This window comes from Streptomyces sp. NPDC001700 (assembly GCF_053596435.1).
This window is the reverse complement of sequence record NZ_JBSFGE010000045.1, coordinates 1-15,097: the sequence shown is the minus strand read 5'-3', so window position 1 is coordinate 15,097 and position 15,097 is coordinate 1. Positions and strand designations below refer to the sequence as shown.

2 protein-coding genes are annotated in these 15,097 nt (G+C 71.1%); both read left to right on the top strand.

What is annotated here, in order from left to right:
* Positions 1 to 5: 5 nt before the first annotated feature.
* Positions 6 to 10,298, top strand: coding sequence for a type I polyketide synthase (locus tag ACWC5C_RS40920; protein WP_450884243.1), 10,293 nt, complete (start codon positions 6 to 8; stop codon positions 10,296 to 10,298).
* Positions 10,299 to 10,409: 111 nt separating this feature from the next.
* Positions 10,410 to 15,097 (top strand): beta-ketoacyl synthase N-terminal-like domain-containing protein (locus ACWC5C_RS40915; protein WP_450884241.1); only part of this gene is annotated, 4,688 nt, incomplete at its 3' end.

Genomic DNA, 15,097 nt, shown 5'->3' with positions numbered 1-15,097 from the left:
GTCACATGGGGAACGGAGATAAGCTCCGCGATTATCTGAAGCGGGCCACTACGGATCTCCGTCACGCCCGCCGCAGGGTGCGCGAGCTCGAGGACAGGGACCAGGAGCCCATCGCGATCGTGGCGATGAGTTGCCGGTTCCCCGGCGATGTCGACACCCCCGAGAAACTGTGGCAGCTGGTGGCCGGCGGTATCGACGCCGTGACACCGCCGCACGCCAACCGCGGCTGGGACCTGGACTCCGTCGACCCCGAGGACGCGGGTCTCTTGCAGGGCGGGTTCCTGCACGACGCCGACCAGTTCGACCCGGCGTTCTTCGGCATCAACCCGCGCGAGGCCCTCGCCATGGACCCGCAGCAGCGGCTCCTCCTCGAAACGGCCTGGGAAGCCTTCGAACGTGCGGGTATCGACCCCACTTCCGTGCGCGGCGAGCGCATCGGCGTCTTCGCGGGCGTCATGTATCACGACTACGGCGCCCGTCAGATCAAGGTTCCGGAGGGCTTCGAGGACGTCGCCGGCTACCTCGGCAACGGCAGCGCGGGCAGCGTCGCCTCCGGCCGCGTCTCCTACACCCTGGGCCTGGAGGGGCCGGCGGTCACCGTCGACACGGCCTGTTCGTCCTCCCTGGTCGCCCTGCACCTCGCGGTCCAGGCGCTGCGCCGCGAGGAGTGCTCCATGGCCCTCGCCGGCGGCGTCACCGTGATGGCGAGCCCAGGCATCTTCGGTGAGTTCGGCCGTCAGGGCGGCCTCGCGTCCGACGGCCGCTGCAAGGCGTTCGCCGAGTCCGCCGACGGCATGGGCGCGGGTGAGGGCGTCGGCCTGCTTCTCGTCGAGCGCCTGTCCGACGCCCGCCGCAATGGCCACGAGGTCCTCGCGGTCGTCCGCGGTTCGGCGATCAACCAGGACGGGGCCTCCAACGGTCTGACCGCCCCGAACGGCCCCTCGCAGCAGCGGGTCATCCGGCAGGCCCTCGCCAACGCCGGGCTCTCGGCCGCCGAGGTTGACGCCGTCGAGGCGCACGGTACCGGCACACCGCTCGGCGACCCCATCGAGGCGCAGGCACTGCTCGCCACATACGGCCGCAGCCGTCCGGAGGAACAGCCGGTCTGGCTCGGTTCGGTCAAGTCCAACCTCGGACACACCCAGGCCGCCGCGGGCGTCGCGGGCATCATCAAGATGGTCATGGCGATGCGCCACGGCTTCCTGCCCCAGACGCTCCACGCCGACGCCCCGTCCTCACGCATCGATTGGACGTCCGGCGCCGTCCGGCTGCTCAGCGAGGCACGGCCGTGGCCCGAGACGGGACAGCCGCGCCGTGCCGCCGTGTCCTCGTTCGGCATCAGCGGCACCAACGCCCACACCCTTCTTGAACAAGCCCCGGCCGCCGAGCCCGTCGATGACATCGAGCCGCCCGACGACATCGAGTCCGGGGACACCGCGCACGCCGCCGTACCCGCCGTCGTGCCCTGGCTCGTGTCCGGCCGCTCGGCCGCCGCACTGCGCGACCAGGCCGCCCGCCTGCGCGACCACCTGGCGGCCCACCCCGGTCTCGCCCCGGCCGACGTCGGCCACACCCTGGTCACCGGTCGCGCGGCCCTGGAACACCGCGCCGTAGTCATCGGCGACGACCCCCTGGCCGGCCTCACCGCCCTCGCCGACGGCCTCCCGGCCGGTACGAACGTCGAGGGAACCGCCTATGTCACCCGCGGCAAGGTGGCGTTCGTGTTCCCGGGGCAGGGGTCGCAGTGGGTCGGGATGGCCACCGAACTGATCGAGTCCTCGCCGGCGTTCGCGGAGCGGATGCGCGAGTGCGCGGAGGCCTTGTCGCCGTACGTGGACTGGTCGTTGTTCGATGTCCTGGAGGACGTGGAGGCACTGGAGCGGGTGGACGTGGTCCAGCCCGTGCTCTGGGCCGTGATGGTCTCCCTGGCCGAACTGTGGTCTTCGTACGGGGTGCGGCCCGATGCCGTGGTGGGGCACTCGCAGGGTGAGATCGCGGCGGCCTGTGTGGCGGGAGCGCTGTCCATCGACGACGCGGCCAAGGTTGTCGCCCTGCGTTCGAAGGCGATCCTCGCCCTGTCGGGTCTGGGCGGCATGGTGTCGGTCGCGCTGCCGGTGGAGGACGTGCGGAAGCGGCTGACCGGGGGACTGTCCGTGGCGGCGGTCAACGGGCCCTCGTCCGTGATCGTTTCTGGTGAGGTCGCGGAGCTGGACGGGCTGCTCGCGGCCTGTGAGGCGGAGGAGGTCCGGGCGCGCCGTGTCCCGGTCGACTATGCCTCCCACTCGGCGCACGTGGAGGCCCTCAACATCGAACTCCTGAATGTTCTGGCGGGGCTCGAGCCCCGTGCCGCCGAGGTGCCGTTCTTCTCGACGGTGACGGCCGACTGGCTGGACACGTCGGTGATGGACGCGGAGTACTGGTACACGAACCTTCGCCAGACCGTCCGCTTCGAGGAGGCCACGAAGGCGCTGGCTGAGCAGGGCTACCGGTACTTCATCGAGGCGTCGGCGCACCCGGTACTGACCGTCGGCGTCCAGGAAACGGTCGACGCGGTGGTCGTCGGCTCGCTGAAGCGCGACGAGGGCGGGCTCGACCGGTTCGTGGCGTCGCTGGCCGAGGGCTGGACGAGCGGGCTGCCGGTCGACTGGCGCGCGTTCTTCCCCGGCGGTCGGCGGGTCGGACTGCCCACCTATGCCTTCCAGCGCGAGCGGTTCTGGCTCGACGCGGTCTCCGCCGAGGAGACGGCGGTCTCCGCCGCCGACCCCGTGGACGCGGCGTTCTGGGAAACCGTTGAACGCGAGGACGTGACCGCGCTCGCCGAGACGTTGGGCCTGGACGACGAGGCGCTCAACACGGTACTGCCCGCGCTCTCGTCGTGGCGTCGCAACCGCAAGGACCGGGTACGCGTCGACGACTGGCGCTACACCGTGACCTGGAAGCCCATGGCCACCGCGCGCGCCGCGACGGCGCTGTCCGGTCGCTGGCTGGTCGTCACCGGAGCGAAGGATGCTCCGTCCGGCTACGGCGACCACGGCGACCTCGGCCTGGCCCGGCTGATGGAGGAGCACGGCGCGGATGTCGTCCGCCTCGAACTCGCGGACGCCGACACCGATACCGGCATGGCAACCGACCGTGCCGAGCTGGCCGCGCGCCTGACCACGTTGCTCGCCGAAGCACCGGACGCCCGGTTCGACGGCATTCTGTCCCTCGTGGGCACCGATGACAGCCCGGATGGGCAGCATCCGGTTCTCTCCCGCGGCCTCGTCGGCACCGTGACCTTGACGCAGGCGCTCGGTGACGCCGACATTGACGCCCCGTTGTGGCTGGTGACGCGGGGCGCGGTCTCGGTGGGACGCTCGGACCGGCTCGCGAGCGCCGCTCAGGCGCAGGTGTGGGGCTTCGGCCGGGTCGTCGGCCTGGAGCACTCCGATCGCTGGGGTGGATTGGTCGATCTCCCTGAGGTGCTGGACGAGCGTTCCAGCGCCCGGCTCCTGGGCGTGCTGGCAGGGGCCGGCGGGGATGAGGATCAGCTGGCCGTACGAGGTTCGGGTGTGTTCGTACGACGTCTGGTGCGGGCGCCGCTGGGCGACGCGCCGGCTGTCCGGTCGTGGTCACCTCGCGGGACGATCTTGATCACGGGGGGTACCGGTGCGTTGGGCGCGCATGTGGCCCGGTGGGCGTCGCGGAACGGTGCCGAGCATCTCGTACTGACGAGCCGTCGCGGACAAGAAGCGCCAGGTGTAGCCGAGTTGGTGGAAGAGCTGACGGAGTTCGGGGCCCGGGTCAGCGTCAGCGCCTGTGATGTGACGGACCGTGACGCGGTGTCCGCCCTGCTCGCCGAGCATCCGCCGACCGCGGTCGTCCACGCCGCCGGCGTCGGCCAGTTGCAGCCTCTGATGGACACAGGCCTGGAGGCCTTCGCGGGTATCGCCGACGCGAAGGTGTCGGGTGCCCGGCACTTGGACGAGCTGCTGGGCGAGTCCGAGCTGGACGCGTTCGTGCTGTTCTCGTCCAACGCCGGTGTGTGGGGTGGCGGTGGGCAGGGCGCCTACGGCGCCGCGAACGCCTTCCTCGACGCGCTGGCGGAGGACCGCAGGGCGCGCGGGCTGACCGCGACCTCCGTGGCCTGGGGCGCCTGGGGCGGAGGCGGCATGGCCGCCCAGGAGGGCACCAAGGAGCACCTGAGCAGGCGCGGCGTCGGTACCATGTCCGCCGACCTCGCCGTGTCGGCCCTGGTGCAGGCGGTGGAACACGACGAGACGTTCGTCGCGGTGGCCGACGTGGACTGGGCACGGTTCGTGCCCGGCTTCACCGCGGCCCGTCCGCGTCCGCTGATCTCCGACATCCCCGAAGCGGCGAAGGTCGCGGCGGCGGAGCGGTCCGGCCCCGCAGCCGACGAAGCCGACGGGTCGGAGCTGGCGGGGCGTCTGGCAGGGCTGACGGCGAACGAACAGGCCCGTGTGGTACTGGAGTTGGTGCGCACGCAGGCGGCTGCTGTGCTGGGATACGCGTCGGTCGACGCCGTGGAGGCAAACCGTGCCTTCCGGGAGATGGGCTTTGACTCGCTCACCGCCGTGGAAGTCCGCAACCGCCTCGTCAGGGCCACCGGCCTGAAGCTCCCCGCGACGCTGGTCTTCGACTACCCGAGCCCCACCGTGCTCGCGGACTTCCTGTGCCGCGAGGTCACCGGCCGGGCCACGGCTGCCGATGTGGCCCTGCCCTCCGCGAACGCCGCCGACGAACCCATCGCCATCGTCGGCATGGCCTGCCGCTACCCGGGCGACGTACGTTCCCCTGAGCAGCTTTGGGGCCTGGTGGCGTCCGGCACCGACGCCATGACCGAGTTCCCCACCAGCCGCGGATGGGATGTTGAGGCGCTGTTCGGCGCGGACACCACCGTTACGCCCGAAGGCGGATTCGTACACGAAGCCGCCGAGTTCGACGCGGAGTTCTTCGGCATCTCGCCGCGCGAGGCCATGGCCATGGACCCGCAGCAGCGCATGCTCCTGGAGACGACGTGGGAGCTTTTCGAGCGCGCGGGCATCGACCCGACGACGCTGCGCGGCACCCAGACCGGTGTGTTCGTCGGCACCGCCGCGCAAGGGTGGGGGGCCACCGTGGCGGGTGTCGAGGAAGGTGTCGAGGGCTACCTCGTCACCGGCGACGCCACCGCCGTCATGTCGGGCCGACTGTCCTACGTGTTCGGTCTCGAAGGTCCGGCGGTGACGGTGGACACGGCGTGCTCGTCCTCGCTCGTCGCCCTGCACCTCGCCACCCAGGCACTGCGCAGCGGCGAGTGCTCGATGGCCCTCGCGGGCGGCGCTACCGTGATGATCAGCCCCATGGCCTTCGTGGAGTTCAGCCGACAGCGCGGGCTCGCCTCCAACGGCCGCTGCAAGCCGTTCGCGGAAGCGGCGGACGGGACCGGCTGGGGCGAGGGCGTGGGTCTGCTGCTGGTGGAGCGGCTCTCGGACGCGCGCCGCAACGGTCATGAGGTCCTGGCGGTGGTACGCGGCTCGGCGATCAACCAGGACGGCGCGTCCAACGGCCTCACCGCCCCGAACGGCCCCGCGCAGCAGCGCGTCATCCGCCAGGCCCTGGCCAACGCCGGTCTGTCCTCGGCGGAGGTGGACGTGGTGGAGGCACACGGCACGGGTACGACGCTGGGCGACCCGATCGAGGCGCAGGCGCTGCTCGCCACCTACGGGCAGGAGCGGGACGGCGCGGAGCCGCTGCGCCTGGGGTCGGTGAAGTCCAACATCGGCCACACACAGTCGGCGTCGGGCGTCGCCGGAGTCATCAAGATGGTCATGGCGATGCGCCACGGTGTGCTGCCGCGGAGCCTGCACATCGACCGGCCTTCGACGCAGGTCGACTGGTCGGCGGGTGCCGTGGAACTGCTGACCGAGAACGTGCCGTGGCCCGCCACAGGTCGTCCGCGTCGGGCCGCTGTGTCGTCGTTCGGGGTGAGCGGTACGAATGCGCACACCGTTATCGAGCAGGCTCCGCAGGTCAACGCCCGGGCCAACACGGGCTCCGGCACCAACGCGGACGTACCCCCTGCCGTCACGGCTCCCGGGGGAGTGCTGCCGTGGGTCCTGTCCGCCAAGTCCGAGACCGCGCTCAGGGCCCAGGCGGAACGACTGCGCGTCCATCTCGGCTCCGGCCTCTCACCGCTCGACGTGGCGTACTCCCTGGCCACCACTCGCACCGCCCTGGAACACCGGGCCGTCGTCATCGGCACCGACGAAACAACTCTGCGACAAGGGCTCGACCGCATCGCCGAGGGCGAAACGGCTGCGGGCGTCCTCATGGGGACGGCGCGCCGGGACGGTCTGACGGCGGTGTTGTTCTCGGGGCAGGGTTCTCAACGGGCCGGTATGGGCCGGGAGTTGTACGAATCCTTCCCGGTGTTCGCGGAGGCGCTGGACACCGTGTGCGCGGGGTTCGACCGGGTGCTGGACCGTCCGTTGCGTGAGGTGATGTTCGAGGATGGGGAGCTGCTGGATCGGACCGAGTTCACGCAGCCGGGTCTGTTTGCTCTTGAGGTGGCTCTGTATCGGCTGGTGGAGTCGTGGGGTGTGCGTCCGGATTACGTGACCGGGCATTCCATTGGTGAGTTGGCGGCGGCGCATGTGGCTGGGGTGTTGTCCCTGGATGATGCGGTGACGCTGGTGGCGGCTCGTGGCCGGTTGATGCAGGCGTTGCCGGTGGGTGGCGCGATGCTGGCGGTGGGTGCGGATGAGGCCACGGTGGCCCCGTATCTGGAGGGCCGTGAGGGTCAGGTGTCTCTGGCCGCCGTCAACGGTCCGTCGTCGGTGGTGATCGCTGGGGACGCCGAGGCGGTCGCGGAGCTGGGCTCGGTGTTCGCTGGGCTCGGTCATAAGACGAAGCGGTTGCGGGTGAGTCATGCGTTCCACTCGCCGCATATGGACGCGATGCTGGACGACTTCCGCCGTATCGCGGAGTCGTTGACGTACGGGCAGCCGTCGATCCCGGTGGTGTCGAACGTGACCGGCCAAGCGGCAGATGTGGCGTCGGCCGAGTACTGGGTGCGTCATGTGCGTGCGGCGGTGCGTTTCGGTGACGGGGTGCGCTGGCTGGAGGAGCAGGGTGTCTCGGTGTTCCTGGAGCTGGGGCCGGATGGTGTGCTGTCGGGCATGGCGCAGGAGTCCCTCACCGGCGAGGGCGAGGCGATCGCGGCCCTGCGCAAGGACCGCCCCGAACCGGAAGCCCTGGCCACGGCCGTGGGCCGTCTGCACGTGGCGGGCGTGACTCCGGACTGGTCGGCGTACTTCACCGGCACCGGCGCCCGCCGAGTGGATCTGCCCACGTACCCCTTCCAGCGCCATCGCTACTGGCCGCGTGCTGCCGCGCAGACCGGTGACGTGGAGTCGATCGGGCAGTCGGGCACCGGGCATCCGCTGCTCGGCGCCGCCGTCGCGCTCGCAGACGCCGACAGCCGACTACTGACGGGCCGTATCTCCCGGCAGACGCATTCGTGGATCGCCGACCACACGGTGGGCGGCGCCGTGCTGCTGCCCGGGACGGCCTTCGCCGAGCTGGCGATCCAGGCAGGGGACCAGGTCGGCTGCGAGCACGTGGCCGAACTGACCCTGGAAGCACCGCTGGTGTTGCCCGAACGTGGTGGCGTCCACCTTCAGGTAGCCGTCGGCCCGGCCGGGGACGACGGCAGCCGCACGCTGGCCGTGTACTCGCGGCCGGAAGGCGCGTCCGCCGACGCCTCGTGGATCCGGCATGCCAGCGGTGTGCTGCTCCCGGACTCCCGGTCTGAGTCCGGGCCCGGGTCCGGGGCGAGTCGGCCCGAAGCGCTCGACGTCTGGCCGCCCGCCGGTGCCGAGCCCCTTGACGTCGACGGCTTCTACGAGCGTCTCATCGAGACCGGCTACGGCTATGGTCCGGCGTTCCAGGGACTGCGTGCCGCGTGGCGGCGCGGTGACGAACTGTTCGCCGAGGCCGAGGTGGCCGAGGCGGACGCACCGGACGCCACCCGGTTCGGGCTGCACCCGGCGCTGTTCGACTCCGCGCTACACGTGCTCGGCTTGTCCGCCGCCGAGGACGTCCCGTCGCAGGGCGACGGCTCCGGGGCTCGGCTGCCGTTCTCATGGACCGGGCTGCGTCTGCACGCGACGGGCGCCCCTGCCGTACGGGTCCGGCTGGCCACCGGCGATTCGGGTGCCGTGACCGTGACCGTGGCCGACGCGGCCGGGCTGCCCGTCGCCTCCGTGGACGCCCTTGTGTTCCGCGAGGTGACCGACAAGCAGCTCGCGCCCGTACGGACGACCGGACCCGACGCGCTGTTCACGGTGGAATGGGGCACCGCGGTGACGGTTCCCGTGGCCGACGGGCCACAGGACGGTTTCGTCCTGCTGGGGGACGCTGCCGGGAGCGTCGGTATGGCCAGTGGCACAGACGGTGAAAGCGACATCGTGGGCGAGGTGGCCACAGGGCTCGTCACCGCGGGTCACACCGTGAGCACCTACGCCGGTCTGTCCGAAATCGACGCCGTGATACCGGAGTTCGCGGTCCTGCCCTGTGCTGGAGGGTCCGAGCCGACTGCGGCCGCTGTCCACGAGCTGACCGCACGGGTCCTCGGGACGCTGCGCTCCTGGGGCGACGACGGGCGCTTCGCCGCCGCTCGGCTCGTGGTACTCACGCGAGGCGCCATCGCCGTACGGCAGGGCGACGCCGTCGACCCGGTCGCCGCCGCGGTGTGGGGCCTGGTGCGCTCGGCCCAATCGGAGCATCCGGGCCGCTTCGTCCTCGCCGATCTCGACGGCACACCCGAGGCGTACGCAGCTCTGCCAGCGGCGCTCGCCATGGACGAGCCACAGGTCGCGCTGAGGGAGGGCGACGTCCTGGTACCGAGGCTGGCGAAGGCCGACGGCTCCGCGAGTGCCGGTGCCGGTGCCGGTGAGTCGACGGTGCCGGGCTCCGGACCGCGCGCCCTCGACCCCGACGGCACCGTGCTGATCACCGGTGGTACCGGCACCCTCGGCGCCCTGCTCGCCCGCCACCTGGTGACCGGGTACGGCGTACGGCACCTGCTGCTGCTGTCCCGGCGCGGTCAGGAAGCCGACGGCGCCGCCGAACTGCTCGCGGACCTGTCTGAGATGGGGGCGCAGGTGCACGTCGCAGCGTGCGATGCCGCTGACCGCGAGGCCCTGGCAGCCGTGCTCGACGAACTGGAACACCCGCTCACCGGCGTGGTGCACACGGCGGGTGTCGTCGACGACGGCGTGCTGTCCTCGCTGACCCCCGAACGCCTCTCCGCCGTACTACGGCCCAAGGCCGATGCGGCCCTGAACCTGCACGAGCTGACCCGCGACCTCGACCTGGCGATGTTCGTACTGTTCTCCTCGGCCGCTGCGACCTTCGGCGGCGCTGGGCAGGGCAACTACTCCGCCGCGAACGCGTTTCTGGACGGGCTCGCCCAGCACCGCCGCGCCCAGGGGCTCGCGGGTCAGTCCCTCGCCTGGGGCATGTGGGCCGAGCGCAGCGCGATGACCGGCGAACTCGGCAAGGCCGACCTGGCCAGGATGGGCCGCGGTGGCATCGGCGCCCTGACAACCCACCAGGGCCTCGCACTGTTCGACACCGCGACGGGCACCGGGCACGCCCTGCTCGTGCCCATATCGCTCGACCTCGCACAGCTGAGCGAACAGGGCGCCGCCCTGCCTCCGTTGCTGCGAGGGCTGCACCGAACCCCGGCGCGCCGCAGCGCCGCCGCGCACACCGGCGCGGAGCGGGATCACGGTCCGACGCTCGCGCAGCGGCTCGTCGTCCTGACCAGGCAGCAGCGCCTCGCTGCCCTCGCCGACCTGATCGCTCAGCACGTCGCCGCAGTGCTCGGCTACCCGTCGGCCGCGGCGGTCGACCTCAAACGGCCGTTCCAGGAGATGGGATTCGACTCGCTCACGGCGGTGGAATTGCGCAACCGCATGAACACGGCCACCGGCCTGCGGCTGCCCCCCACTCTCGTCTTCGACAACCCCACCCCGCAGGACCTCGCCGCGCACCTGCTCGAGGAGCTACCGCTCGACGACGTCCCCGCGACGGCACCGCTCGACACCGAGCTGGACAAGCTGGAGTCGCTGCTCACCGCGGGCGCCCTCGGCGCCGAGGACCGGTCACGCGTCGAGCAGCGGCTGCGGTCCTTCCTCGCGCTGTGTGAGGGCGGCACCGCGACCAACGGCAGCGACGACAACAGCGACCTCGCGGCCGCGACCGCGGACGAGATCTTCGACCTCATCGACCACGAGCTGGGAACGGTCTGAACATCCCGATGAACAAGCTCCCTGCCGCCCCGGTCTCCGCGCCCGTCCCTCGGTCGGCCCGTGCCCCTTTCCCTGCCCCGCTCTCTGTTTCTCTGCCGAGGAGCTGACTCCATGTCCAACGAAGAGAAGTTCCTCGAGTACCTCAAGCGCGTCACCGCCGACCTCCGCGAAGCCCGCAAGCGGCTCCGCGAAGTGGAGAACCAGGACTCCGAGCCGATCGCCCTGGTCGCCATGGGGTGCCACTACCCGGGTGGCGTCAGTACCCCTGAGGACCTGTGGCGGCTCGTCGCCAACGGCGCCGACGGTGTCTCGCCCTTCCCCGCCGACCGCGGCTGGGACCTGGAGAGCCTCTACGACGGCGACCCGGAGAACAGCGGCACCAGCTACACCAGCGAGGGCGGATTCCTCGAGGGCGCCACCGAGTTCGACGCCGGCTTCTTCGGCATCGCTCCGCGCGAGGCCCTCGCCATGGACCCGCAGCAGCGCCTTCTCCTCGAAACCGCGTGGGAGACCTTCGAACGCGCGGGTATCGATCCGTCGTCGCTGCGCGGCAGCCAGACCGGCGTGTTCGTCGGCGCGTACTCCCAGGGCTACGGCAACGCCCTGGAGATGTCGCCGGAGGCCGCGTCCGTCGAAGGCCATCTCGCCACCGGCACGGCCACCAGCATCGTGTCCGGCCGTATCGCGTACACCCTTGGCCTGGAAGGCCCCGCGCTCACCCTGGACACGGCCTGCTCCTCCGCGCTCGTCGCCCTGCACCTCGCCTGCCACAGCCTGCGCAAGGGCGAGTGCTCCCTGGCGCTCGCGGGCGGCGTCGCCATCATGGCGACTCCCGGCGCGTTCACGGAGTTCAGCCGTCAGCGAGGGCTCGCGTCCGACGGCCGGTGCAAGGCATTCTCCGCCGACGCCGACGGCACGGGATGGAGCGAGGGCGTGGGCCTCCTGCTCCTGGAGCGTCTCTCCGACGCCGAGCGCAACGGCCACCGCGTCCTCGGCGTCATCCGGGGTACCGCCGTCAACCAGGACGGCGTCAGCAATGGCCTGACCGCGCCCAATGGCCGCTCCCAGCAGAAGGTGATCCGCCAGGCCCTCGCCAACGCGCACCTGACCACCGCGGACGTGGACGCGGTCGAGGCGCACGGCACGGGCACCTCGCTGGGTGACCCGATCGAGGCGCAGGCGCTGCTGGCCACCTACGGCAAGGACCGTGACCCCGGACTGCCGCTGTGGCTCGGTTCCATCAAGTCGAACATCGGCCACTCCCAGGCCGCCGCAGGTGTCGCGGGCGTCATCAAGATGGTCATGGCGATGCGCCACGGCACACTGCCGAAGACCCTGCACGTCAGCGACCCCACCCCGAACGTCGACTGGTCGGCGGGCGCCGTCGAACTGCTCACCGAGGCCCGCCCGTGGCCCACGACCGACCGGCCTCGCCGCGCGGCCGTCTCATCGTTCTCCTTCAGTGGCACGAACGCCCACGTCATCGTCGAGCAGGCGCCTCCGGCATCCCACGCCTCCGACGCGCCCGCAGTCGATCAGCCCGATCGGTCTGCTCGGCGGCTTCCCGAACGTGCTGTCATTCCGTGGACCCTGTCCGGTAAGACCCCGGAGGCTCTGCGCGCCCAGGCGCGGCGGCTGCGGTCGGCGCTGGCTGATGACTTCTCGCCGGTTGATGTGGCGTTCTCGCTGGCGACGACGCGTGCGGCCTTGGAGCATCGTGCCGTGGTCGTCGGCTCCGGGCGGGAGGGGTTGGTACGGGGGCTGGAGTCGCTGGCGGAGGGGGCACCGGCGTCGGGTGTGGTGAGTGGTGCCTTCCACGGTTCCGGCGGGCAGTTGGCGGTTCTGTTCTCCGGGCAGGGGGCGCAACGGCCCGGTATGGGCAAGGAGTTGTACGAGGCATATCCGGCCTTCGCCGAGGCGTTGGACGCCGTGTGTGCGGGGTTCGACCGGGTGCTGGATCGGCCGTTGCGTGAGGTGATGTTCGAGGATGGGGAGCTGCTGCATCAGACCGGCTTCACGCAGCCGGGTCTGTTCGCTCTTGAGGTGGCTCTGTATCGGCTGGTGGAGTCGTGGGGTGTGCGTCCGGATTACGTGACCGGGCATTCCATTGGTGAGTTGGCGGCGGCGCATGTGGCTGGGGTGTTGTCCCTGGATGATGCGGTGACGTTGGTGGCGGCTCGTGGGCGGTTGATGCAGGCGTTGCCGGTGGGTGGCGCGATGCTGGCGGTGGGTGCGGATGAGGCGACCGTTGCCCCGTATCTGGAGGGCCGGGAGACCGAAGTGTCTCTCGCCGCGGTGAACGGCCCCTCCTCGGTGGTGATCGCCGGTGACGCGGACGTGGTCGTGGAGCTGGGCTCGGCGTTCGCGGAGCTGGAGTTCAAGACGAAGCAGTTGCGGGTGAGTCACGCGTTCCACTCGCCGCATATGGACGCGATGCTGGACGACTTCCGCCAGGTCGCCGAGTCGCTCACGTACGAGCGGCCGTCGATCCCGGTGGTGTCGAATGTGACCGGTCAGGCGTCGGCGGATGTGGCGTCGGCTGAGTACTGGGTGCGTCATGTGCGTGCGGCGGTGCGTTTCGGTGACGGGGTGCGCTGGCTGGAGGAGCAGGGTGTCTCGGTGTTCCTGGAGCTGGGTCCGGATGGTGTGCTGACCGGGATGGCGCAGGAGTCCCTTACCGGAGACGCGCAGCTGATCGCGGCCCTGCGTAAGGACCGCGCCGAACCGGAAGCCCTCGTCACCGCCCTGGGCCGACTGCACGTCGCGGGTGTCACCCCGGACTGGAACGCGGTTCTTCCCGGTGCCACGACGGTCGATCTCCCCACCTACGCCTTCCAGCGTGAGCGGTTCTGGCCGGAGGCGGCGGTGGGGTTCGCGGGCGATGTGACGTCGGTGGGGTTGGGCTCCGCGGACCATCCGTTGCTGGGTGCGGTGGTGTCGTTGGCGGGTGCCGATGGCGTGGTGCTGACGGGTCGGCTGTCGGTGCAGACCCATCCGTGGCTCGCCGATCACGTGGTGTCGGGTGCTGTGTTCCTTCCGGGTACGGCGTTCGTGGAGCTGGGCGTCCAGGCCGGTGACCAGGTGGGTTGCGACACGGTCGAGGAGCTGACGCTGGAGGCGCCGCTGGTGCTGCCCGAACACGGGGGTGTGCACGTTCAGCTCGCTGTGGGCGCGCCGGATGCCGCTGGAAGGCGTCCGCTGTCGGTGCATTCGCGGGCGGATGGCGTGGCGTCGGACGAGCAGTGGATCCGGCATGCCACCGGCTGGCTCGCGGGTACGCGTCGCGCGACGGACGTCGATCTGGCGGCCTGGCCGCCGGAGGGCGCGGAGCAGGTTGAGATCGATGGTCTGTACGCGGGGCTTGCCCAGGCAGGTCTGGCGTATGGTCCGGTGTTCCAGGGACTGCGTGCGGCCTGGCGGCGCGGTGACGAGGTCTTCGCCGAGATCGCCCTGCCCGAGCAGGAGCAGGACCGGGCTGCGGCGTTCGGGTTGCATCCGGCGTTGCTCGACGCATCCCTGCACGCCATCGGGCTCGGCGACTTTGTCGAGGGCTCCGGTGGCGCGAGTCTGCCCTTCGAATGGAGCGGTGTGTCGCTCTACGCGACCGGCGCGGCCTCGGTGCGGGTACGGCTGACGCCGGCCGGCGCGAACGCGGTGGCGGTGGAGGTCGCCGACGAGACCGGCGCGCCCGTTGCCTCCGTCGACTCCCTCGTGCTCCGCGCGGCATCCGCGCAGCAGCCGGTCATCTCCAGCGCTTACCGGGATTCCCTCTTCCGTACGGAATGGACGGCCCTGAACCCTGCTGAGGCGACGCCCGCGCGATGGGCGGCGATCGGACCGTGGACCGCCGACATCGGCGTCACCGTGCACACCGCCGATTCCCTCACAGAGCTCGTGGCACTCCCCGAGCAGGCACATGAGGCACCTGACTTCGTGCTGCTCCCGTGCTCCGGCACCACTGGGGACGCGGACGGCGTAACGGCGGACGGTACCCGTGCCACGGTGAACCACGTCCTGGACGTCTTGCAGACCTGGCTCGCCGACGACCGGTTCGCCGACGCACGACTCGTCGTCGTCACCGGCGGTGCGGTTTCGGTCAGCTCCGACGCCGATGTCACGGACCTCGCTGGTGCAGCCGTGTGGGGCCTGATCCGCGCCGCCCAGTCCGAGAACCCCGGGCGCATCCTGCTGGCCGACCTCGACGCCGAGACGTCGTCGGCACAGGCCCTGCCAGCGGCCCTCACCGCGAGCGAGCCACTCGTCGCCCTGAGGGAGGGAGTCGCATACGTGCCGCGCTTGGCCCGTGTCGGCACTGACGGCACGCTGGTGCCACCCACGGGGGAGACCGGCTGGTTTGTCGGCCCCATGGGCAGCGACACCCTCGACGGTCTCGACATCCAGGTGAGCGACGACGCGATAGTGCCGCTCGCTGATGGTGAGGTGCGGATCGCCGTGCGCGCCGCGGGCGTCAACTTCCGCGACGTGCTCATCGCCCTGGGCATGTACCCGGGCGGCGCCGTGATGGGCGGCGAAGTCGCGGGCGTGGTCACCGAAGTTGGCTTCGGGGTGACGGAGCTGGCGGTCGGTGACCGCGTGATGGGCATGGTGGAGCGGGCCTTCGGCCCTGTCATGGTCGCCGACCACCGCCGCGTCGTCCGTATCCCGGACGGCTGGTCGTGGGAGCGGGCGGCGACGACGCCGATTGTGTTTCTGACGGCGTTGTTCGGGTTGCGGGATCTGGCTGGGTTGCGGGCGGGTGAGCGTGTGCTGGTGCACGCGGGTGCCGGTGGTGTGGGGAT